Below are 21,543 nucleotides of genomic sequence, written 5' to 3'. Positions count from 1 at the left end.
AAGGAGTTGAAACATAAATGGGACTTTTTGATAAGATTAAACATGCCTTTGTGAAAGATAAAGAAGAAGAAAAGCAGACAGAAGATACAACACAAGAAACCTTAGAAGACGAAAAAACTGATGAGTCAACTGAAACTGATGCTGCAAAAGGCTCTGAAACAGAAGAAGAGTTTGAAGAAACCACTGAAAGTACGGCGTTTCCTGTTGATGAGCAAGAAGAAACTGAAAAAATAGAAGAAGCGCCAGCTGACACGCAGAAAAAGTATGAAAAAGGACTAAGCAAAACACGTAAAACGTTTAAAGATCGTATGAATGAGTTGTTTGCTAACTTTCGTTCGGTAGACGAAGACTTTTTTGAAGAGGTAGAAAATACTTTAATAGGTGCAGATGTGGGCTTTGATACTTCTATGCGGATTGCCGATGAACTAAGGGAAGAAGTAAAAATCAAGAATGCAAAGAAACCTGCAGCTGTCCAAAATACTATTATTGAAAAATTGGTGGACCTTTACGAAGAAGAAGGAGAGATGGAAGTCAATGAACTTAATGAGCAGCAAAACGACTTGTCCGTTTTCTTATTCGTGGGTGTAAATGGTACAGGAAAAACGACTAGTATTGGAAAACTTGCGCATCAATATAGACAAGAAGGTAAGAAAGTGTTACTAGCGGCGGCGGATACATTTCGTGCTGGGGCTATTGACCAATTGGTACAATGGGGAGAACGTGCTGATGTGGAAGTAGTACGCGGAAATACAGGTAGTGACCCCGCTTCTGTCGTTTTTGATGCCATGACTAGAGCTAAAGAAGAACAAGCTGATGTTTTGCTGATTGATACGGCTGGACGCTTGCAAAATAAAGTTAATTTAATGAATGAATTAGATAAAATTAAACGTATCATCAAACGAGAAGATCCTAGTGCACCGCATGAAGTATTGTTGGTAGTAGATGCTACAACGGGGCAAAATGCTATGAACCAAGCGCAACAATTTAAAGAAACGACTGATGTAACAGGTTTGGTGCTGACAAAATTGGATGGTACAGCTAAAGGTGGCATTGTGCTAGCTATTCGCAATGAACTGCATTTACCCGTAAAATTAGTCGGACTTGGTGAAGGTATTGATGATTTAGAAGTTTTTGATCCTAATGACTTTGTCGTCGGACTTTTCAAAGGACTTTTACAAGAAGAGTAAAAACCTTTATTTTCTTTATAAAAATATAACCAATCAGCTAAGCAAGATGAATGTTTAGCCGGTTGGTTATTTTTGTAAAAAAAGAAACACTCTAGAGAAAAACCTCCTATACAATAATTATCCAGAAGGTTAAAGTCTTTTATTTCTTTACCTGTTCATGCTTAACTGGGCAGCTATTGTCGCAATCTTCACAGTGGCCTCTACCCTTGATTTGTCGATAAATGGCCCAAGCGCTAAAACCGAAGATAATAACTGATAAAATAAATGTTGACATATTATTTCCCTTCTTTCAATGGTGGAAACATTGCTGTGTGAACGAGTTGTTTTTGTTGCGGTTTTCTTACGATAAAATAGATCATTGTAAGTAAGATAATAGTTGCAGCGGCTGTGCCCATAGATATTGCGGCTGTTCCAAAAATAACGGAGCCATATTGATAAGTAATTAAAGCTACAGCATAAGCTAAACCGCACTGATAGATAACCGCCAGTAGCGTCCATTTTGAATTAGCCATTTCTCGATGGATCGCGCCTATTGCCGCAAAACAAGGAGCACATAGGAGATTAAAAACCAAAAATGAATAGGCAGCAATAGCAGTAAAGTCGCCTTGTACAAGTCCCCAAACTTCTCTTCCGCTTTCTGAAACTGAAGCTAAGTTGCCATATAAGATACCAAAAGTACCGATAACATTTTCTTTTGCGATCAAGCCAGTAAGAGTAGCTACGGCACCTCGCCAATGTCCCCAGCCTAAAGGAGCAAATAGTGGTGCGATCAATCGACCGAACGCGGCTAAGATACTTTGATCTTCTGGTACTTGTTGCAAAGTAAAATTGAAACTAGAGGTAAACCAAATAAGAATACTAGAAACTAAAATAATTGTGCCCGCTTTTTTAACAAAAGCAGTTGCGCGATTCCAGGTTTGTTGTAGTACATTTTTTACTTGTGGTAGGTGGTAAGTAGGCAGCTCCATAACAAAAGGCGCAGGATCGCCACCTAGTGCGTGTGTCTTTTTTAAAGCAATGCCGGAAAGTACAATTGCTGCAATTCCGACAAAGTAAGCCGAAGGGGCTACCCAGCTGCTAGTTGGAAAAAAAGCGCCTGCAATCAATGCGATAATTGGTAATTTAGCAGAACAAGGCATAAAAGTTGTTACCATTACTGTCACTCGTCGATCATTTTCATTTTCGATTGTACGGCTAGCCATAACTCCTGGGACTCCGCAACCTGTTGCAATCAACATAGGGATGAATGATTTTCCCGAAAGACCGAACTTACGGAAAAGACGGTCCATGACAAAAGCAATCCGTGACATATATCCGCAGTCTTCTAATATTGCTAAACATAAGAATAAGATAATAATCTGAGGTAAAAAACCTAAGACTGCTCCGACACCAGCAATGATTCCCTCTAAAATTAACCCTTGCATCCAATCAGCAACATTCCAGCTAATAAGGTAAGTTTCAACAAAGTCAGGGACGATTTCACCAAAAAAGTCGTCGGTGACCCAATCTGTACTTATCGTTCCCACGGTTTGAATGGAAAGATAATAAATTCCCCACATGATCATAGCAAAAATAGGTAAAGCTAAAAAACGATTGGTAACGAAACGATCAATTTTATCACTAAGGTTTAGTTTAAAGCCATCTTCCTTGATCATAGCTAAAGAAATCAAGCGTGTGATAAATTCATAACGTTCATTGACTAAAATCGCATCACTTTGATCGTCAAATATCTTTTCGGTAATTTGGATAATATCGTCAATTTCTTTTTTCTGTATAGAACTTAAGTTTAAACTTTCTGTCGCTAATGGATCTTTTTCAAATAATTTGATAGCATACCAACGTACTTGTTTTTCGGAAACAGTATTACCTAAAATATCACTAATTTCATCTAAAGCCGACTCTAGTTTAGGATCGTAGGCAGGATAGGCGACTGTATTTTTCTCGGCTTCTTCTTGAGTTGTTTCAATTAACTTCTCTAAGCCTGTTTTTTTTAGGGCGCTCATTCCTATCACTGGTACCCCTAAACCATAGGCGAGTTTAGACAAATTGATTGTTTGCCCGTTTTTCTTTACTATATCCATCATGTTCATTCCTAGAACAACTGGAAGACCGGTTTCCAAAAGTTGCGTCGTTAAATAAAGATTTCGTTCTAAATTACTACTGTCAATGATATTAATGATCGCATCGGGTTTTTGATTAAGTAAATACTCTTGGGTAATGACTTCTTCTGGTGTATAAGGTGATAAAGAATAGATTCCAGGCAGATCTTGAAGCGCTATCATTTTACTTCTTTTTAATAACCCTGACTTGCGTTCAATTGTCACTCCAGGCCAATTTCCTACATATTGATTGGCTCCTGTTAGATGGTTAAAAGCACTCGTTTTTCCACTATTAGGGTTGCCTGCTAAGGCAAATTGTTTTTCCATTTTTAAATCTCCTTTTCTACCAAAATAAGCGAGGCTTCTTTTTTACGCAAAGTCAGCTCATATCCACGCAATGTTATTTCTACCGGATCACCTAAGGGTGCGAGTTTTCTTACATAAATTTGGACATTTTTTGTTACCCCCATATCCATCAAGCGCCTTCTAACAGCGCCTTCACCATGAATACTAACGACAGTTGCCTGCTCACTAGCATTTAACTGGTCAAGTGGAATCCAAGCACCTCTTTCTTGTACTTCTTCTACAAAAATGTTTTCTAAAATAGAACGATCTAGAGCGATACGACTTTTTTGCAGAAGAATGATACCATTTTGTTGTCCAAGTTGTAACAAAGAAATTTTTTTACCAGGAACAACGCCGATTGTTTGTAGATGTTTTTTTGTGTCGGGAAGTGTTGTGATATCGTGAACTTGATAAACGCTATGATATTCAACATCAATTAATTGTTTCATACGATTCCTTTCTTTATTAGCAATATAGCATTTTTGAATATTGAAAATGATATTCATTATCATTAGCGTACCCCCATTCTTATTTAATGTCAATGTTTATTGATATTAAATTCACAAAACTTCTAATTTTTTATTTTATATAATTAATTTTTTTGTTCGATACAAAATTAAAGCTTCCTATTTTATTGTTTGCTATAATAGCTATAGGATATAAAAAAGAAAGGATTATTTTATGAACGTTAAACCAATTTTAACCAATAAACAATTAAAACCTTACTTATTAAAAGCGCGATACGGTGTCGAAAAAGAAAGTCAGCGCGTAACTAAAGCAGGTGATTTGGTAGCCACAGATTATCCCAAAACGTTAGGTAATCGAAGCTTTCACCCTTATATTCAAACGGATTTTGCTGAGACACAAATGGAATTAGTGACGCCTATTACCGATAGTATAACTGAACTTTTTGATTGGTTAGCGGCTATTCATGATACAGCTTATCGTTCAATGGATTCAGAAGAAATGTTATGGCCAATGAGTATGCCGCCAGCCTTACCAGAAGTTGAAGAAAATATTGTCATTGCTAAACTTGATAACTTTGAAGATGTGCTGTATCGACGTTTTCTTGCCATGTCTTATGGAAGACGTAAACAAATGGTTAGCGGTATCCACTTTAATTTTGAATTCGATGATGAAATGGTACGTAAAATGTTTGAATTACAAGATGAGTATAAAAATTACCATCAGTTCAAATCAGAGGTCTACTTAAAAGTGACACGGAACTATTTACATTACCGTTGGTTTGCCACTTATTTTTTTGCTGCTTCACCATTAAGCGGCCCTCATTACTTTAATGGACATGAACGACCAGAAGAACCGGTACGAAGTATTCGTAATAGTAAATACGGCTATCAAAACCATGATGACGTAAAAGTTACTTATCGTTCGGTTGAAGAATACGTAGCTGATATACAACAAATGGTAGAAGAAGGCAAACTTTCTGAAGAAAAAGAATTTTACGCTCCGGTTCGTTTAAGAGGAGGAAAGAGTGTAGCCGACTTAGCGAATAAACCTGTCCGTTACATCGAATTGCGCAATATTGATTTGGACCCTTACCAACCATATGGGATTAGTAAGGAAGAAGTAGAATTTTTCCATATTTTTATGTTGTTTTTATTATGGACTGATGAAAAAGCAGAGGCTGATGAATGGGTGTTTCAAGGCGATCAATTAAATGAATTAGTTTCATTAGAGTCTCCTTTGTCACAAACAGCTTGTTATGATGAAGCACAAAAACTATTAGCTGAAATTAGAAGTTTTGTTGCACAAACAGGTCTTAATGTTTCTACTGAAATTTTAGATCATTTGGAGGAAATGCTCGAAGATCCAGCTAAAACACTGGCTGGAAGAATTTACTTAGCAAGCAAAGAAACTTCTCAAAAAGAATTAGCTGTACAACAAGGTTTATCTTATTACAGAAAAGCTTGGCAAGCTCCTTATCAACTAGCCGGTTTTACAGATATGGAACTTTCTACGCAAATATTTCTATTTGATGCTATACAAAAGGGTCTGCAAGTTGAAGTTTTAGATAGACAAGATCAGTTCTTAAAATTAACTGCACAAGATCATACTGAATACGTCAAAAACGGGAACATGACTAGTAAAGATACCTACATTACGCCTTTGATGATGGAAAACAAAACTGTCACTAAAAAACTTTTACAACGAGCAGGCTTTAAGGTACCTCAAGGAAAAGAGTTTACGGATAAAAAAGCAGCTTATTCAAGTTATGAAGAATTTCGTGATAAAGGAATTGTTGTAAAACCGAAATCCACCAATTATGGACTGGGAATTACCGTGTTTAAAGACGGTACAAATGAAAAAGACTATATAAAAGCTATAGACACTGCTTTTGCAGAAGATAGTTCGGTGTTAGTAGAAGAGTTTTTAGCTGGCACAGAGTACCGGTTTTTTGTTGTTGGCGATCAGGTGAAAGCTGTATTGTTGCGGGTGCCGGCTAATGTCAGTGGTGATGGGAAACATTCGATCAAAGAACTTGTTGATCGAAAAAATGATGATCCTTTACGCGGTGAAAATCATCGTACTCCTCTCGAAAAAATTCATTTAGGACAAAGTGAACAGTTTGTTTTGCAAGAACAAGGTTATCAAATAGATTCAATTCCTAATAAAGGGGAAACAATCTATCTACGTGATAATTCAAATGTCTCAACCGGCGGGGATTCAATTGATATGACAGATGCCTTTACAGATGATTATAAACAAATCGCAGTTGAGGTAGCTCAAACGCTGGGAGCGGCTATCTGTGGGATCGATATGATTATTACAGATATTAACTTACCTGCTAGTAGCTCAGACGTGTATGGTATTATTGAAGCTAATTTTAACCCGATGATGCATATGCACTGCTATCCCTTTGAGGGAAAAGGTCGTCGATTGACGATGGATATATTGAAGCTTTTATATCCTGACTTTATTCAAAGAAAAGATCGTTAAATAAACAAGAACTTGCTGGTACTTTGTTAATACATACCAGCAAGTTCTTGTTTATTTATCAAATTTTTGGATGTGAATGGTTTGTTTACTACTATCTGCTACTTGTAAACCGGTTAAATTTTCCCACCATTGTTTCATATCCTTTTCGTAAGTAGTAGGGAAGGTATCGGCGATTTCAATCAGTGTACGATTTTGAATTTTAGCCTGTGGATAATACAAAGCTAAATTGTGTTTTAATTCACTTAATAAACTGTAATACTGAAACATCAAAAAATTCATTTCCTCTGAGTCTTCTTCATATAAAACTTTAGGTGCACGATCAAGCATAAAACCGAAACTACGCATCATAAACATGACACCCTCTAAGTGTTTACCTTCAATTGTACTGACATCCTTTAAGATATCGATGTGGGTGTCTAACGCCAAGGTCATCTCTTTTTTCAGCTGCGCATAGGTAGGGACTATCATAAGCGCTTCCTCCTTTAATTATTATGAAAAAGTTTATGCCAAAAACTTTTTTTCTCTGTTTTTTCTTGAGGAGCTTGTGCGTGCTCAGCGGTAAATTTTTCTTGAATATCAATTGTGTCTTCATTGACTGCTTTATCAGAAATGACAAGCAGACCACTGTCCGTATCTTCTTTTAAATCAGTATCAACAACGGTAAATTTTAAGCTAGCTTTCATAACCATTTGGATGTAGCTGCTTTGTAGTGATTCATTGATGTTTCCATTGATCAAAACATTAGCATTAGGGTAATCTGTCAGATGTTTTTCTAAGATTTTTTTATTCTCTGTTTCTTTCATTTGTTGAATAGACATACGAACGTAAACACGTTCACGAAAAGTTCCTAAAAACCTTTTTTGTTCATCAGGATTTACAGAAGGGGTACCGTACATCCCTTTATCTAGATGTTTTTGCACTTCGTCTGTCATCGTAATCCTCCTTGATAAATCGTTAAATCTATTATAACACAGGCAGATTCTTTTTTTAAAATACTTCACAATTTCTTGAAATTGCGTATAATAGGGGATACTTTATAATAAATAAGAGTTTTAGCTAAACTAAGTATTGACGGACGATTAGGGCAGCTAAGACAAGCCTAATAAAACACAATGGGAAAGATGTCATTCGTAAAAGAAGGGTGCTATTTTGGGAAAGTTAGCAGTAATTTCAGATTTACATGCTGATATCAATCATTTAAATGAAGAACTTTATTTTATACGAGACTATTTGGAAAGTTTAAATGTAACCCATCTACATTTTGCTGGAGATGTGGCCAATAAAGTGGATAAAACTTTGGAGGTTGTCTATTTTTTTGATCAAAAAATAGACACGACTTTTCATTGGGGTAATCATGAAATGGCAGATATTGATAAGCAGACAAATTTTGAAGATTTTAATGACCCGCATTTTTTAAATTTTCAAAGTAAGAAACTATCAGATTCAACTGTTCTTTTGGGAGTTAACGGCTGGTATGATTATAGTTTTGTTCCGCGTGCCGAGGAAAAAGAATATCGGCGTAAAAAAAATCTTTATTGGTACGATCGTTTTATTGATCGAATAGGTTCAGATCCACAAATCACTGAATATATCTGTCGTCGGTTAAAAGAAACATTGCAGACTATCCCTGATACTAAAAAGGTCATTTTAAGTACTCACTTTGTGCCAAAAGAAGACTTCATTATACAACATAGCGAAAAATATGAACGTTGGAATCAGTTAAATGCATTTTTAGGTTCCAAGAAATTTGGGGCCGTATTGGATGAATTTACTAATGTTGAACAAGTTGTTTTTGGACATACACATCATCGCTTTACTAAACAAATGTTGCAACAAACGGTGTATCACTGTCGTCCATTTGGCTACTATTATGAGTGGTATTTAACGCGTTCGTTCATTTTAAAAAATCATTTAGCGGATACTTTTAACCCGCTTAAAGCTCGGACATTACTAAAACATTATACTAACGCTTTTGCTGAGTATAAAAAGCGTTATATTCTTAATGAGCTGCAAGAAGGAATGGTTTTACTTGATTATTAAAGAAAAAGCAGGAGGTATTTATGTTTACGCAAGAAAGTTTTAAAGTTTTTGATATTACGGGTTTAGACGAACGGATGGAAGCTATTCGCGAAAAAATTCAACCGATTTTTAAAGAACTAGATGAAAGGATAAAAAAAGAGCTAGAAAAAGAATTGAATGAGACATTATTTATCCATCTTGCGCAACATCGTAGAAGGAGTGTTTATCCCCCAGCGAATACATGGTCAGCCCTTAGCAATAATAAGCGGGGCTACAAAATGACCCCGCATTTCCAACTAGGCATTTGGCCAGAATATGTCTTTATGTATTTATCAATTATTGACCAACCGCCCAAAAAAGAACAAATGGCTGATCTGCTTTTACAAAATAGTTTATTGCTGACACAATTGCCAGTTGATACTGTCATGAATACTGATCATACGAAGGATAATTATGAATATATTGCACAAGCTAATGTTAAACAAGCTTTAGAACGTTTAAAAAACGTTAAAAAAGGTGAGTTTCAAGTAGGTAGAATCATTACTCGAGATAGTGAATTGTGGCAAGAACCGGAACAAGCATTAGAATATATGTTAGCGACTTACCGTTGTCTTGTCCCATGCTATCAACTGTTACAGTTTTAATAAAATACCAGCCCATGTGATTATGGACTGGTATTTTATTAAGTACTGAAAAATTTTTGGGGTAAGCGATGAATCAATAAAACGCTAAACCATCCCGAGCAGATAGACTTGATGATTTCAGGAAATAAAAAGCCTAAAAAGCCAGTAGCAAAAGCAGCCGACCAGGCCATATCGGCAATAAACTTCAGCCAAACTGTACCAAAACAAAGGGCCACAAGAAAGCCTATAAGGTTGGCGATAATTGTCCAAAAAAAGTTATACTTTCTATACTTCATTATGGTACCAATAATGAGCGAAGTAAAAATAAAGCCAATTAAATAGCCTCCTGTTGGTCCAAATAAGGCCGCTACACCACTGGCGCCACCGGCAAAAACAGGTAGACCAATCAATCCTAATAAAAAGTAGATTAAAACTGACCAAGTACCGACTCTTCTTCCTAATAAGGTAACGGATAAACCAATAATAAACGTTTGTAAACTCCAGGGGACGACGCCAACAGGGATAATAATCTGAGAAAAAATAGCAATAATACCGGCAAATGTAGCAGCCATTAGCTGCTGATGCAAAGTTAATTTCATTCGTTCACCTTTTTCGTAAACCTATTTTTTTATTGTTAGTTAACATAAAATATAGCATATTGTTAACCTTTTGTAAATAAAGTGTTTACGAAATTACAGTTGAAAGAAGAGACATCTTATTATGTTGCATATTGTAACCAATATATGCTGTTATGCCCCCTTTTTTGCTCTTTTTTTCGATAAAGCTCGATTGATTTTTCCCACTCTCAGCGAGTTTGAGATACAAGAAATAGCCCAGACACTAACATAAATAATAATAAATATTAACCAAAATTCAATATCATGCATGATATCATCAGCCCATTCGTTGTAAAACATGATTCCGATAGCAAGAGATAGCGTACATATAAAGTGTATTATAAGTGCCGATAAAAAATTTAATTTTTCAATATCAAATAAGATAGCACTGATCCCGATAAGGGCACTCATGAATAAAGTAGCTAAAATACTCTCTCTAGTAGGTGTTATGCCTTGTCTATAGAGTAATATCATTAAGTAAAAAAATGAACCATAACCAATGCCAATACAGGCATATTGAAGTATTTTTTTCAAAGGAAAACCTCCTATTTAATCCCTAGATGTTGCATTAATGATTTGACATATTTTCGACTAACATCTGTCTTCATGTTTTGAGACAATGTAGCAGTCATATTACCCGAAAAGCTATCAGACAAAGAAAGCAGATGGTCCAGATTGATGTAGGCGTGTTTTGAGATTTGGATAAAGTTAATGTTATCTACTCGTTTAGCAAAATGAACCAAGGTTTCTGAAGTGGCAAAGATTCCATCAACAGTGTAAATCAAAAGGGTTGATTGCTGAATATCAGCTAAAATAATAGCTTCAGCTTTAAGCATAATAAGCTGATCGTTTGTTTTTACAGGCAGAATTTTAGCTGAAGATAGCTGGTTTTGATACTGTTCGATATAGGCTATGAGATCTTGTATATCAATGTTTTTACTATCAGCACGAACGATAACTTCAGGTTCTGCCACAGAAAATTGTGGGTCCATTTCAAAACGACATCTAACCAAATCTAAGCCTTCTTTCTTTAAAAATTATTCTCGAAATAATGTATGGTATTTTTTGTATTTTTTAAGCCATTGAGGCAATAAAGCGACTAACAGAGCTATACACATCATAAGTATAACTAAAATGTAAGTTTGTTGAAAGGTTAATAATTCAGTAATTTTTAAACGTACGCCCATAGCCTCTTCAAAAGTTTCACCTACAGTAGGGTTATTTTTGAAAACTTCCGATAATGTAGGAGCTAATAGTATTTGTCGATATAAAGAAGCAATGTAACTTCCTGGAGTTAATTTCATCAAAGCTTGCGCAAAATGAGGTAATGCACCAATAGGAACATACGTCCCTACTAAAAAACCTGCAGCCGTTCCTACGATGGAACTAAATTTTGCGAGGGTATCTACTGTTTTTATTTGTTGTATAATCGCAAGATTCAAGGTAGCTGATAATAGCGCACTAAAAAGCATTAAAAGGAAAACATTTATCAATTGTAACAAATGAATCACTGTATGATTTACATAGTAGAAATAAGTGAACATTACAATGAATAAGATAGCCTGCATAATCATACCAATTAAAGTAGCACTAAGTAAGTAGCTCAATTGTAGACGCCTAGCCCCTATATCAGTTAATGAAAGATCATAAAAAACCTTTGTTTCTCGATCTTTAACAACTTGAGTTAAACTTGTGAGTGTTGTGGTGATTGCTGTTACTGTTAGCGTACCACTAATCAACCAAGTATCCAATAACTGATTGCTTTGCGATAGTTGGGGCCAATCCGGTGTCATTGTTTCTTTTAAAAAGATCAGGTAAAGGATAAAAGAAATAAGCGCACCTAATACAGAAAAAAACACACCCGATTTATTACGGAAATATAAAAGCAAATTACGTTTTATCAAAGCCTTCATTTAACGCACCTCGTTTCCGGTTAAATTCATAAAAGCGTCTTCTATAGTTCCTAATCGAAATTCAAAACTTTGAATATATGTCTGATATTTTGTCAGTAAATGGATTGCTTGTTGTGAACTTTCGGGTGAAAATGTAATTTTATTGGTTTCTTTACAAAAAGTAGAAACTTCTAATTCATCAAATGCTTGTAGGTCCTTTTGTGATTTTAGTTGAACAGATAATAAATTATTTGCGAACCGTTGTTTTATATTTTGGGCAGAACCTTGGGTAATTAATGTTCCGTGGTCGATGATAAAAATTTTGTCTGCCTCATCAACTTCATTTAAATAATGTGTGGTTAAGACGATCGTTAAATTTTGTTTAGTTTGTAAGTCTTTTAGTAAAGCCCAAATATTTGCGCGTGTTTGGATATCTAGTCCAGTTTGTGGGCTCGTCTAAAAATAGGATCTCCGGTTCGTTTAATAATGCCCGGGCGATATCTACTCTACGTTTTTGTCCGCCAGATAAATTACCGTAAGTTTGCTTAGAAAAGCTAACTAAACCTAATTGGTCGATCAATTCTTTTACTCTTGTTTTGGCAATATTGTGATATTGTTCAGCACGAATTTGTAGATTTTCTTTTACAGTTAACATATCGTCTAAAACACTGGTTTGAAAAACTGCACCAATTTTAAGCTGATTTTGATAAGAAATTTTTCCGCTTGTAGGTTGTATCAAGCCAATTAATAGCTGCATTGTTGTTGATTTACCAGCGCCATTTGGTCCCAGAAGAGCTGTCAGACTTCCTTTCTCGATGCTTAGATTTAAATGGTTGATGGCTGTTTGAGCCTTGTATTTTTTAGTGAGTTTATCAGTGGTTAGAATCATATTTATCCCGCCTTTCAAATAAAACTTAGCAGAATAAATATTATTTGTCCGTTGTTTATAGATAAGTGGTTGTTTTTACTTGCCAAGCAGTAAAATACTGAGGACAAAATTAGGGAAAATATTGATGTTGGAAAAAAATAAATGCAAGTGACTAAAGAAGCATAAAAAAAGACCAAAACTCTAATAAGAGTTTCGGCCTTAAAGTTAAAATCTTATAGCAATTGGTTGTAGTATTCAACAACTAGTGCTTCGTCAACATCAGGGGTCAATTCTTCGCGTTCTGGTAAGCGAGTCAATGAACCTTCTAATTTTTCATCATCGAAGCTAACAAAAGCAGGTGTACCTACAACAGATTCAACAGCTTCTGTGATTGCAGACATTTCTTTTGATTTTTCGCGTACGCCGATGACTTGTCCCACTGCTACATGGTAAGAAGGGATGTCCACGCGTTTACCATCAACTGTAATATGTCCATGGTTAACTAACTGACGTGATTGACGACGTGTAGTCGCTAAACCTAAACGATAAACGACATTATCCAAACGTTGTTCAAGTAAGATCATGAAGTTAACACCATGTTTACCTTCTTTAATTTTACTTGCTTTAGTAAATAATGTACGGAATTGACGTTCAGTGAGTCCATACATACGACGTAGTTTTTGTTTTTCTCTTAATTGCAAGCCGTATTCAGAGCGGGCACCACGACTAGTAGGGCCGTGTTGACCTGGTGCGTATGGGCGACGAGCCAATTCTTTTCCAGTGCCTGATAGGGAAATACCTAAGCGACGGGAAACTTTCCAAGATGGTCCTGTATAACGAGACATTAAAAAATTCCTCCAATAATTGTTTTTGGAGTAAAATAATCCGATGAAATATTCATAATTCGTGTAGTGCGCTCTTCAATCTTCACCTTTGCAGCCGCGGCTACGCAATTGAACCTAAATTAGGCGACGAACTGGTGACGAATTATTATATCTCTGCTGCATTATTTTACACGAAAGGTATTATACCTTGTCATTGCGCATGCTGTCAAGAAACTTTAGCCAAACGATCTTAAGGCTTTTATCTTATTTCTATACTGGATTAGTTAAGGAGCTTATTATTTGCTGGGAAAAGGCAGTCAATTTTCCGCTCAATCATAGGTGTTTTTTTATTTCTTAGCTGGAAATTTGTAAGCGATAAAAATAGAAATATAACGATATTAGAGTAAAACTGGGTAGAAACTTCTATAAGTAGGACGTTATTTTTCACGAAATCGCTTTACAAACCCATTTTGGCTCATTAGAATAAAAAGGATGGTTAACATTAATTAAATATTAAAGGTGGGAAAGTAATGAATCCGGTATCGGCATTATTTGAAAAAATAGATTCATCAATCATAAAAAAAGTGGATTTAATTGAAAGTAGTTATATCCGTTATGCGCTTCGCGCGATATTAGCATGTTTATTTCTAACGCTAGGAACCGCTGTTGCATTTGGTACAGCAATGCAGGCTGAGGAAGTTGCAGCAGGTTCGGGTAAGTTTATCTATGCGTTTATGTTTAGTTGGTCTTTAGTGATGATTTTATATATGAATGCAGAATTAGGGACTTCTAATATGCTTTATATGACAGTGGGGGTATATCGTAAAAAAATCAATTTAAAGATAGCCACTAAAATTTTATTTACTTGTATCTTATTTAATTTGATTGGCGGTATTTTATTTGGCTATTTAATTTCATTGACAGGAACTTTTCAAGACTTATCTGCGGATAATTATATGTTTACTTCACTTATAGCTAAGTTAGAAAAATCGACGGTACAAATCTTAGTAGAAGGAATTTTTGCTAATATTGTGGTAAATACAGCAGTTTTAGTTAGTTTAAGAATGAAAGATGATGCTGGCAAAGTTTTAGCTATTATTTTTATTATTTTTATCTTTGCCTTTTTAGGATATGAGCACGTTATTGCTAACTTTCCAGCATTTTCATTGGGATATTTTGCTTCAAACGGCGCTATGGGCGCAATGACTGTAACAAACCTTGTTCATAATATCGTCTTTGCTTTGCTGGGTAATTATATTGGCGGAGGTATAGTTATCGGCTTAGTTTACGCATGGTTAAACAATACAAAATCTGATTATGTGGATTAAATTGGGCAATAAAAATTAAGAACGTAAATATCAGGGTCATTGAAATTCATTGGAATTTGTGATTAAGTATTAAATGAATATAAATTTTAGCGAAAGAGAGCTTGACCTACAAGATGAGACGGAAATTATTTGCTTTTGATATTGATGGTACCTTATTGAATTCTGATAAACTTCCTTTGGCTAGTACTATTGAAGCTTTGCAGAAACTTAGAAAAGCAGGACACTTTGTGACATTAGCGACGGGTCGTACACGTTTTCTAGCACAAGAGTTAATTTATCAATTAGAATTTGATAATTATATTCTTTGTAACGGTTCAGCCGCTTTTTTAAAACACCATCAAGTTTATAAACGTTTACTACCCAAGATGGAAATGCAACGCTTTGTAAACGAAGCCAATGACTTAGGGGTTGATACGGTTTTTGTAGGAATTGACGCTTATAAGCGGAATACTACTTTTAATTTGGCGAACATAGAAGATGCGATGCATTCAGTAGGATCTAGCGCACCTGATTTAGATCCTAATTTTCCACAAAAAGAAGATATTTATCAAGGACTAGCGTTTTACGATACATCATTGGAACATTATTTTGATGAAAAATATCCTAATTTGTCTTTTGTACGTTGGCATGAAAATGGCGTAGATGTAATACCAAAAGGCGGTTCTAAAGCGGCAACGATTCTTGAAATCGCCCAACGATTAGGTATTGAACAAAAAGACATTGTTTCTTTTGGCGATGGTATGAATGATCGCGAGATGTTGCAAGCTTCGGGTTGTGGTGTTGCGATGGGAAATGCTTCTGATGAAGTGGCTTTATACGCTGATCGTATCACAGATGACAATGACCATGATGGTATTTGGCAAGCTTTAGACAAACTGGGCTTTTTAAATAATACAGTTAGAAAAAGAGCATAAATTAATTTTAGCCTTGTAAAACGGGAGTAAATTCCCATTTTACAAGGCTTTTTTATACTTAACAAATGCAGGAAGATATTTAGAAAAAGGGCTTTGCAACTACTTTTCTTTAATCTCGCTATAGTATTTCGTATTTGAGATAATCATGATGGTTCTGTTGCAAAGTTTTAAATAAAGAATAAAATCCCTTACGGTATCTATGATTTAAGCTGGGATTCCCAATAATACCTTGATTTCAGTACAGACCGAAAACCCGAAGAGAGTACCTTCTTTTCGGGTTTTCTTATATAATCCTCGAATGGCTTCCATGCCTTTAATCGTGGTAGAGGCAGTGCGTAAACTTCGATAGAATTTATTGCGTCTCTTTACTGGACGATGGTCTTGTTCAATCAAATTATTCAGGTATTTAATGGTACGATGTTCTGTCCCTTGATAAAAGCCGTATTCTTTTAGTTTCTTAAAGGCACTTGTAATAGAGGGGGCTTTATCTGTGACTACAACCTTCGGTTCATCAAACTGCTTCACTAACCGCTTAAGAAAAGCATAGGCTGCTTGTGTGTCCCGTTTTTTACGTAACCAAATATCCAAGGTTAAACCATCTGCATCGATGGCTCGATACAAATAATGCCATTTTCCTTTAATTTTGATGTACGTTTCATCCATTTTCCATGAATAAAAGGATTTTTTATTTTTCTTTTTCCAAATTTGATAGAGTAGTTTGCCATATTCTTGCACCCAACGATAAATCGTCGTATGAGAAACGTTACTGCCACGATCATATAAGATTTCTTGAACTTCACGATAGCTAAGGTTATAACGAAGATAGTAGCCCACGGCTACAATAATCACATCCTGCTGAAATTGCTTTCCTTTAAAATGATTCACCGTCATTCCTCCTGCTATCTTTTTCTATTATTCTACCTTATTTGATAGTAGATTTAAAACTTTGCAACAGAACCATCATGATGATACCTAGGATAATAATACTGAAAATTTGTGATTCACCAGTCAGCATCGAATAGGCTATTAATAGTAGGATACCAACAAATATCCCGACTTGAGTGAGAGAAAATGTTTTATAAAGCGCTGTTGTCATAATATGACGTTCTCCTTCATCAGACGCCAGTAATAATTTGTCGGTATAATTTTTATCTGATGGTTGAGGCAGATTTCGTTCTGGATAAAGTTTATTTATCAGTTTTGTTGTTCGCGTAAGAAATATGATTGATACAATATAGACAATAAAAGAAAATAAGAGTACTGATAAATTAAAATAGGTGATTAGGGGTATCGCAAGGCTGACTAGCGACAATACAAACCCTATCACACCGTATATTTGAATTTCGTTGTGCTTGTTGTAGCGGTATTTATCATAGGAATCTTCATCCATATATTTTACATAATCTTTGGCCACTGTTAATAAGCGACGATACTGAAAGATTCCTAAAACAATCAAAAAAGCAGCAACTATTGTTGTTGTAATACTGACGCCTAAGTAGAAACGGTCAGTAGAAACATCTCCTCCGATGCTTCGCGCCGTGCTTGAAATGAGTAAACCAACGGCTGCTCCAATAATTAAATATAGAAACATTTTTAAAGTTTTTCTCATCTTATAATTCCTCCTCTTCAAAGATAAAGATATTTTCAATGGGTTCATTAAAAATTTTCGCCATGCGTTTAGCGATTAATAGCGAGGGAATATACTCTTCCCGTTCAATTAAGCTGATGGTTTGTCTGCTAACCTTAGCTCTTTTAGCGAGCTCTGTTTGATTGAGTCTTTGGCGTGCACGCAGCTCTCTGAGTCTAGTCTTCATACTGAGCACCTCCAACTTCAATGTAACACATATAAGTCATAATGACAAATAAATTTGTCAAAAAGAAATTTTTTTTAGTCAAAATAATACATAGAAAATGCTATGATTTTATTTGTTTATCAGATGAAATCTGAGATTTTTTTGTAAAATGCTGACAATGGTGTGTTTAACCAAGCTTTTTCAAAATTTATTTTACAAATAAGACAAAACCTTTTTTTTAAAACATAAAACGATTATAATAGGAAAAAGAAGAAAAAAGAGAAGAGGAAATTCTGTGCGAATTTTGTTTATAGGTGATGTGGTGGGTTCTTTAGGAAGAAAAACAATCACCGAATATTTGCCGAAGTTAAAAAAAGAATACGCTCCGCAGGTAACGATCGCTAATGGAGAAAATGCAGCTGGCGGTAAAGGAATTACTGAAAAGATTTATAAAAAATTTCTACAAGAAGGTATTGATGTTATCACCTTGGGGAATCATGCTTGGGATAATCGAGATATTTTTGAATTTATTTCTGAAGCAAAACGTATGATTAGACCTGCAAATTTTCCGGAACAAGCGCCAGGTAAGGGAATTGTTTTTGTTAAAGTTAATGATATCGAATTAGCAGTAATCAATCTACAAGGTCGTTCATTTATGACAGATATTGACGACCCATTTAAAAAAGCAGATGAACTTGTGAAGATAGCTGCTAAACGAACAAAATATATATTTGTTGACTTTCACGCGGAAACAACGAGTGAAAAACAAGCAATGGCTTGGTTTCTAGATGGTCGTGTTTCTGCTGTAGTTGGTACACATACACATGTCCAAACCAACGATGCACGTGTTTTGCCAAGAGGGACCGCTTATTTGACCGATGTGGGGATGACCGGACCTTATGATGCAATTTTAGGGATGAAAAAAGACCCTATTATCGAAAAGTTTATTACAGCTTTGCCTAAGCGATTTGAAGTGGTAGAACAAGGACGAAATATTTTATCCGCGTGTCTTGTTGAAATTGACCCAAGAAGTTGTACTGCTAAAAGTATTGAGCCTATCGTAATAAATGAAGACCGGCCATTTTTAGCGTAAACAGGAATAATAGAGGTGTAAGTTTTGAACCCTTTAAATAAAGAACCAGAAATCCAAGTAGCCCTTGAACAATTAGTTGATTTACTAGCTGAACATGACAGCATCCAAGAATTTCAAAAGGTTCAACAACGGGCTTTGCAAAATGAAAAACTACAAACTTTGGAGGAGCAAATAAAACAAGTACAAAAAGCGGCAGTGCAATTTGCTCATTATGATAAACCGGAAGCAAAAAAACAAGCGAATGCAGAAATTGACCGGTTGAAAAAAGAATACGAAGATCAGCCGCTAGTTATCAGTTATCGGCAGAAGCTTTTAGATGCAAATGAAATTTTGCATTATATTACCGACAACTTTGAAAAACGAGTAAATGATGCAATCGAGGAGGAAGACTTAAATGCCTCAAAAGACTAAAAACACACCAATGATGGAACAATATTTAAGCATCAAGGAGCAATACCGTGATGCCTTTTTATTTTATCGTTTGGGCGATTTCTATGAACTATTCTTTGACGATGCTTTAAAAGTAGCACAGTTACTGGAACTGACGTTGACCAGTCGAAATAAAAACGCTGAAGATCCTATTCCAATGTGCGGTGTACCTTATCATGCAGCGACAAATTATATTGATATCCTCGTAGAACAGGGATATAAAGTGGCGATTTGTGAGCAAGTTGAAGATCCTAAAACGACCAAAGGTATGGTGAAAAGAGAAGTCATTCAATTAGTAACTCCTGGAACTTTGATGGAAGGAAAGGGCGTGAGTGCAAAAGAAAATAACTTTTTAACGGCCCTTGCTTTTGACAATCAGCAATATGGCTTAAGTTATGTTGATTTAACGACTGGGGAATTATGCAGTACTACACTAGAAGATGAAGATAGTGTTTTGAATGAGGCCTCAGCCTTGCAGACAAAAGAGATCGTCTTAACCGATGACAAAATCCCGGATTCTTTGAAAGAAACTTTAAAAAACCGTTTGGGTGTGGTGTTTTCTACCCAAGAAGACGATCAGACAAATGCCGAACTTGAGTTTTTAACAGATGGGCTTTCTGCTGAGTTAGAAAAAAAAGTGACAAGTAAGTTATTACGTTATCTTTTGTTAACACAAAAACGCAGCTTAGATCATATACAAAAGGCACAAAGTTATGAAGTAGATCATTATTTAAAGATGGATCATTATTCTAAAGCGAATTTAGAGCTCAGTCAGTCTATCCGTACAGGAAAAAAACATGGCACACTTTTGTGGCTTTTAGATGAAACTAAAACTGCAATGGGCGGCCGTTTGCTAAAACAATGGTTAGATCGTCCGTTGATTCAAAAAAGTGCGATTTTAAAACGACAGGATCAATTAGCAAGTTTATTACAAGCTTTTTTTGAGCGAGAAGATTTAAAACAAGCGCTGACGAAAGTTTATGATCTTGAACGTTTGGCTGGGCGAGTGGCTTTTGGCAATGTGAATGGTCGAGATTTATTACAATTAAAAACTTCATTAGAACAAGTGCCGGCGATTCGTAGCATTTTAGAAGGAATCGACCAAGGAGAATGGGTAGAAACGTTAAAAGGCATGGAACCGATGGAGGATTTAGTACAACTGATAGAACAGGCGATCAATGAAGAAGCTCCGATTGCAGTTACTGAAGGCAATGTAATAAAAGATGGCTTTAATGAACAATTAGATAAGTATCGAGAAGCTATGCGTAATGGGAAACAATGGATCGCCGAACTTGAAACAAAAGAGCGAAATAAAACGGGAATAAAGAACTTAAAAGTTGGCTATAATCGAGTTTTTGGTTATTATATTGAAATTACTAGAGCCAATCTAGCGAATCTTGAAGAAGGAAGGTATGAACGTAAGCAAACATTAGCCAATGCGGAACGTTTTATTACCCCGGAACTAAAGGAATTAGAAAAACAGATTTTAGAAGCTGAAGAAAAATCTGTTGATTTAGAATACGAATTGTTTTTGGATGTAAGGAAAAAGGTTAAACAAGCAATTGACCGCCTGCAGTATTTAGCAAAAATGATCAGCACGACAGATGTATTGCAAAGTTTTGCTGTAATCAGCGAGCGTTATCAATATGTTCGACCAGAATTAAGCGATGATAAAACATTAGATATTGTAGAAGGACGTCATCCAGTAGTAGAAAAAGTATTGGGTGCCCAAGAATATATTCCCAACTCTATTCAAATGGATCAAGAAACATTGATATTGTTGATTACCGGACCTAATATGTCAGGGAAAAGTACTTACATGAGACAATTAGCTTTGACAGTGATTTTAGCTCAGATGGGTTGCTTTGTACCGGCACAGTCTGCTGTTATGCCGATTTTTGATCGTATTTTTACACGAATTGGGGCAAGCGATGATTTAATTGCAGGTCAAAGTACCTTTATGGTTGAAATGATGGAAGCTAACCAAGCTTTATCGCATGCGACAGCTAATAGTCTAGTCCTATTTGATGAATTAGGACGGGGGACAGCTACTTATGACGGTATGGCGTTAGCTCAAGCAATTATTGAATACATTCACCAACATGTGGGGGCTAAAACTTTATTTTCTACCCATTACCATGAACTAACTGTCTTGCAAGATGAATTAACTCAGTTGAAAAATATACATGTGGGTGCAGTTGAAAAAGACGGAGATTTAGTATTTTTGCATAAAATGATGGATGGACCGGCAGATAAAAGTTACGGAATCCATGTGGCAAAAATTGCTGGATTACCTGAAGAACTGTTAGATAGAGCAGATATTATTTTACAAGCTTTAGAAAAAGGGAAAACCTTGCAAAATCAGAATATTCCTAAAGAAGCTGAAGTTGTAGAAGAAAATATTGAGCAAAGTCAGCAGTTATCTTTATTTAATGAAGATAGCAAAACAGAGTCTAATGTTATCAAAGAATTACAATCCTTAGATGTTATGGATATGACACCGCTAGATGCATTAAATAAATTATATGAACTAAAGCAATCGGCCCAAGAATAG

21 protein-coding genes and 1 pseudogene are annotated in these 21,543 nt (G+C 35.6%); 9 read left to right on the top strand and 13 right to left on the bottom strand.

Translation table 11 applies throughout. From position 1 onward, the window contains the following. Positions 1-17: 17 nt before the first annotated feature. Positions 18-1,187 carry a signal recognition particle-docking protein FtsY gene (gene ftsY / locus AC806_RS10070; protein WP_069029259.1) on the top strand — a complete coding sequence of 390 codons (1,170 nt, stop codon included), beginning with the start codon at positions 18-20 and terminating at the stop codon, positions 1,185-1,187. Between the two features lie 275 nt (positions 1,188-1,462). Here the strand turns inward: ftsY and feoB are convergent, their stop codons facing one another. Further along, positions 1,463-3,613: a ferrous iron transport protein B gene (gene feoB, locus AC806_RS10065; protein WP_069029258.1), complete on the bottom strand. Its 2,151-nt coding sequence runs from the start codon at positions 3,611-3,613 to the stop codon at positions 1,463-1,465. Between the two features lie 2 nt (positions 3,614-3,615). Then, the gene (locus AC806_RS10060; protein ID WP_231960534.1) at positions 3,616-4,137 is read right to left on the bottom strand and encodes a FeoA family protein; all 522 of its coding nucleotides are present in this window, start codon (positions 4,135-4,137) and stop codon (positions 3,616-3,618) included. A 175-nt stretch (positions 4,138-4,312) separates the two neighbouring features. Here AC806_RS10060 and gshAB point away from each other — a divergent pair, with 175 nt between their 5' ends. After that, positions 4,313-6,589 (top strand): bifunctional glutamate--cysteine ligase GshA/glutathione synthetase GshB, encoded by a 2,277-nt coding sequence (gene gshAB, locus AC806_RS10055; protein WP_014125583.1) that lies wholly within the window; start codon positions 4,313-4,315, stop codon positions 6,587-6,589. A 51-nt stretch (positions 6,590-6,640) separates the two neighbouring features. On the opposite strand, the gene AC806_RS10050 is transcribed toward gshAB, so the two are convergent. Both AC806_RS10050 and AC806_RS10045 read right to left on the bottom strand, forming a co-directional pair. Further along, positions 6,641-7,057: a hypothetical protein gene (locus tag AC806_RS10050; protein ID WP_061840992.1), complete on the bottom strand. Its 417-nt coding sequence runs from the start codon at positions 7,055-7,057 to the stop codon at positions 6,641-6,643. A gap of 14 nt (positions 7,058-7,071) precedes the next feature. Continuing rightward, complete coding sequence (locus tag AC806_RS10045; RefSeq protein ID WP_014125581.1) at positions 7,072-7,521, bottom strand: YueI family protein; 450 nt, start codon at positions 7,519-7,521, stop codon at positions 7,072-7,074. A gap of 217 nt (positions 7,522-7,738) precedes the next feature. On the opposite strand from AC806_RS10045, the gene AC806_RS10040 reads away from it, so the two are divergent. Both AC806_RS10040 and AC806_RS10035 read left to right on the top strand, forming a co-directional pair. Then, on the top strand, positions 7,739-8,629 hold the full coding sequence (locus AC806_RS10040; protein WP_069029257.1) for a metallophosphoesterase: 891 nt from the start codon (positions 7,739-7,741) through the stop codon (positions 8,627-8,629). Positions 8,630-8,649: 20 nt separating this feature from the next. Continuing rightward, on the top strand, positions 8,650-9,252 hold the full coding sequence (locus tag AC806_RS10035) for a DUF1054 domain-containing protein (protein WP_014125578.1): 603 nt from the start codon (positions 8,650-8,652) through the stop codon (positions 9,250-9,252). A 38-nt stretch (positions 9,253-9,290) separates the two neighbouring features. Here AC806_RS10035 and AC806_RS10030 read toward each other — a convergent pair whose 3' ends face one another. The 6 genes and pseudogenes from AC806_RS10030 to rpsD form a co-directional block, all read right to left on the bottom strand. Further along, positions 9,291-9,830: a biotin transporter BioY gene (locus AC806_RS10030; RefSeq protein WP_014125577.1), complete on the bottom strand. Its 540-nt coding sequence runs from the start codon at positions 9,828-9,830 to the stop codon at positions 9,291-9,293. A 150-nt stretch (positions 9,831-9,980) separates the two neighbouring features. Beyond that, a complete protein-coding gene (locus tag AC806_RS10025; RefSeq protein WP_061840994.1) occupies positions 9,981-10,382 on the bottom strand; it encodes a DUF3021 domain-containing protein in 402 nt (133 codons plus the stop codon). Between the two features lie 11 nt (positions 10,383-10,393). Continuing rightward, positions 10,394-10,861 (bottom strand): LytTR family DNA-binding domain-containing protein, encoded by a 468-nt coding sequence (locus tag AC806_RS10020; RefSeq protein WP_082786922.1) that lies wholly within the window; start codon positions 10,859-10,861, stop codon positions 10,394-10,396. 24 nt (positions 10,862-10,885) lie between these two features. Further along, complete coding sequence (locus tag AC806_RS10015) at positions 10,886-11,761, bottom strand: ABC transporter permease (RefSeq protein ID WP_061840995.1); 876 nt, start codon at positions 11,759-11,761, stop codon at positions 10,886-10,888. Continuing rightward, positions 11,762-12,629, bottom strand: a pseudogene (locus tag AC806_RS10010) (ABC transporter ATP-binding protein). It lies immediately after the preceding gene. Between the two features lie 212 nt (positions 12,630-12,841). Continuing rightward, complete coding sequence (gene rpsD / locus AC806_RS10005) at positions 12,842-13,453, bottom strand: 30S ribosomal protein S4 (protein ID WP_014125572.1); 612 nt, start codon at positions 13,451-13,453, stop codon at positions 12,842-12,844. Positions 13,454-13,962: 509 nt separating this feature from the next. On the opposite strand from rpsD, the gene AC806_RS10000 reads away from it, so the two are divergent. After that, the gene (locus AC806_RS10000) at positions 13,963-14,760 is read left to right on the top strand and encodes a formate/nitrite transporter family protein (protein WP_061840996.1); all 798 of its coding nucleotides are present in this window, start codon (positions 13,963-13,965) and stop codon (positions 14,758-14,760) included. A 113-nt stretch (positions 14,761-14,873) separates the two neighbouring features. Then, on the top strand, positions 14,874-15,674 hold the full coding sequence (locus AC806_RS09995; RefSeq protein WP_069029256.1) for a Cof-type HAD-IIB family hydrolase: 801 nt from the start codon (positions 14,874-14,876) through the stop codon (positions 15,672-15,674). A 204-nt stretch (positions 15,675-15,878) separates the two neighbouring features. Here the strand turns inward: AC806_RS09995 and AC806_RS09990 are convergent, their stop codons facing one another. Genes AC806_RS09990 through AC806_RS09980 form a run of 3 tightly spaced genes read right to left on the bottom strand, consistent with a single transcriptional unit; the run spans position 15,879 to position 17,488 of the window. Beyond that, a complete protein-coding gene (locus tag AC806_RS09990; RefSeq protein ID WP_041591852.1) occupies positions 15,879-16,559 on the bottom strand; it encodes an IS6-like element IS1216 family transposase in 681 nt (226 codons plus the stop codon). Between the two features lie 37 nt (positions 16,560-16,596). Next, positions 16,597-17,283, bottom strand: coding sequence for a DUF3169 family protein (locus AC806_RS09985; RefSeq protein ID WP_014125565.1), 687 nt, complete (start codon positions 17,281-17,283; stop codon positions 16,597-16,599). A gap of 1 nt (position 17,284) precedes the next feature. Further along, the gene (locus AC806_RS09980; protein ID WP_014125564.1) at positions 17,285-17,488 is read right to left on the bottom strand and encodes a helix-turn-helix transcriptional regulator; all 204 of its coding nucleotides are present in this window, start codon (positions 17,486-17,488) and stop codon (positions 17,285-17,287) included. 274 nt (positions 17,489-17,762) lie between these two features. Between AC806_RS09980 and AC806_RS09975 the strand changes: the two genes are divergently transcribed. Genes AC806_RS09975 through mutS form a run of 3 tightly spaced genes read left to right on the top strand, consistent with a single transcriptional unit; the run spans position 17,763 to position 21,543 of the window. Then, complete coding sequence (locus AC806_RS09975) at positions 17,763-18,560, top strand: TIGR00282 family metallophosphoesterase (protein WP_061840998.1); 798 nt, start codon at positions 17,763-17,765, stop codon at positions 18,558-18,560. Positions 18,561-18,584: 24 nt separating this feature from the next. Continuing rightward, positions 18,585-18,971 (top strand): YlbF/YmcA family competence regulator, encoded by a 387-nt coding sequence (locus AC806_RS09970; protein ID WP_061840999.1) that lies wholly within the window; start codon positions 18,585-18,587, stop codon positions 18,969-18,971. Then, positions 18,955-21,543, top strand: coding sequence for a DNA mismatch repair protein MutS (mutS, locus tag AC806_RS09965; RefSeq protein ID WP_069029255.1), 2,589 nt, complete (start codon positions 18,955-18,957; stop codon positions 21,541-21,543). The genes AC806_RS09970 and mutS overlap by 17 nt, the downstream gene beginning before the upstream one ends.

Origin of the sequence: Tetragenococcus halophilus, assembly GCF_001712815.1 — a bacterium.
In the GTDB taxonomy this organism is placed as follows: Bacteria; Bacillota; Bacilli; order Lactobacillales; family Enterococcaceae; genus Tetragenococcus; species Tetragenococcus halophilus.
Note: the sequence above shows the minus strand (reverse complement) of the source record. Positions and strands in the feature narration are given on the sequence as shown.

Bases quoted from the DNA above. Each gene is read 5' to 3' on its own strand.
- AC806_RS10035 (WP_014125578.1), top strand. From the start codon at position 8,650: ATGTTTACGCAAGAAAGTTTTAAAGTTTTTGATATTACGGGTTTAGAC.
- AC806_RS09980 (WP_014125564.1), bottom strand. From the start codon at position 17,488: ATGAAGACTAGACTCAGAGAGCTGCGTGCACGCCAAAGACTCAATCAA.
- gshAB (WP_014125583.1), top strand. From the start codon at position 4,313: ATGAACGTTAAACCAATTTTAACCAATAAACAATTAAAACCTTACTTA.
- AC806_RS09995 (WP_069029256.1), top strand. From the start codon at position 14,874: ATGAGACGGAAATTATTTGCTTTTGATATTGATGGTACCTTATTGAAT.
- AC806_RS10015 (WP_061840995.1), bottom strand. From the start codon at position 11,761: ATGAAGGCTTTGATAAAACGTAATTTGCTTTTATATTTCCGTAATAAA.
- AC806_RS09985 (WP_014125565.1), bottom strand. From the start codon at position 17,283: ATGAGAAAAACTTTAAAAATGTTTCTATATTTAATTATTGGAGCAGCC.
- AC806_RS10045 (WP_014125581.1), bottom strand. From the start codon at position 7,521: ATGACAGACGAAGTGCAAAAACATCTAGATAAAGGGATGTACGGTACC.
- feoB (WP_069029258.1), bottom strand. From the start codon at position 3,613: ATGGAAAAACAATTTGCCTTAGCAGGCAACCCTAATAGTGGAAAAACG.
- AC806_RS10060 (WP_231960534.1), bottom strand. From the start codon at position 4,137: ATGAATATCATTTTCAATATTCAAAAATGCTATATTGCTAATAAAGAA.
- AC806_RS10030 (WP_014125577.1), bottom strand. From the start codon at position 9,830: ATGAAATTAACTTTGCATCAGCAGCTAATGGCTGCTACATTTGCCGGT.
- ftsY (WP_069029259.1), top strand. From the start codon at position 18: ATGGGACTTTTTGATAAGATTAAACATGCCTTTGTGAAAGATAAAGAA.
- mutS (WP_069029255.1), top strand. From the start codon at position 18,955: ATGCCTCAAAAGACTAAAAACACACCAATGATGGAACAATATTTAAGC.
- AC806_RS10050 (WP_061840992.1), bottom strand. From the start codon at position 7,057: ATGATAGTCCCTACCTATGCGCAGCTGAAAAAAGAGATGACCTTGGCG.
- rpsD (WP_014125572.1), bottom strand. From the start codon at position 13,453: ATGTCTCGTTATACAGGACCATCTTGGAAAGTTTCCCGTCGCTTAGGT.
- AC806_RS10000 (WP_061840996.1), top strand. From the start codon at position 13,963: ATGAATCCGGTATCGGCATTATTTGAAAAAATAGATTCATCAATCATA.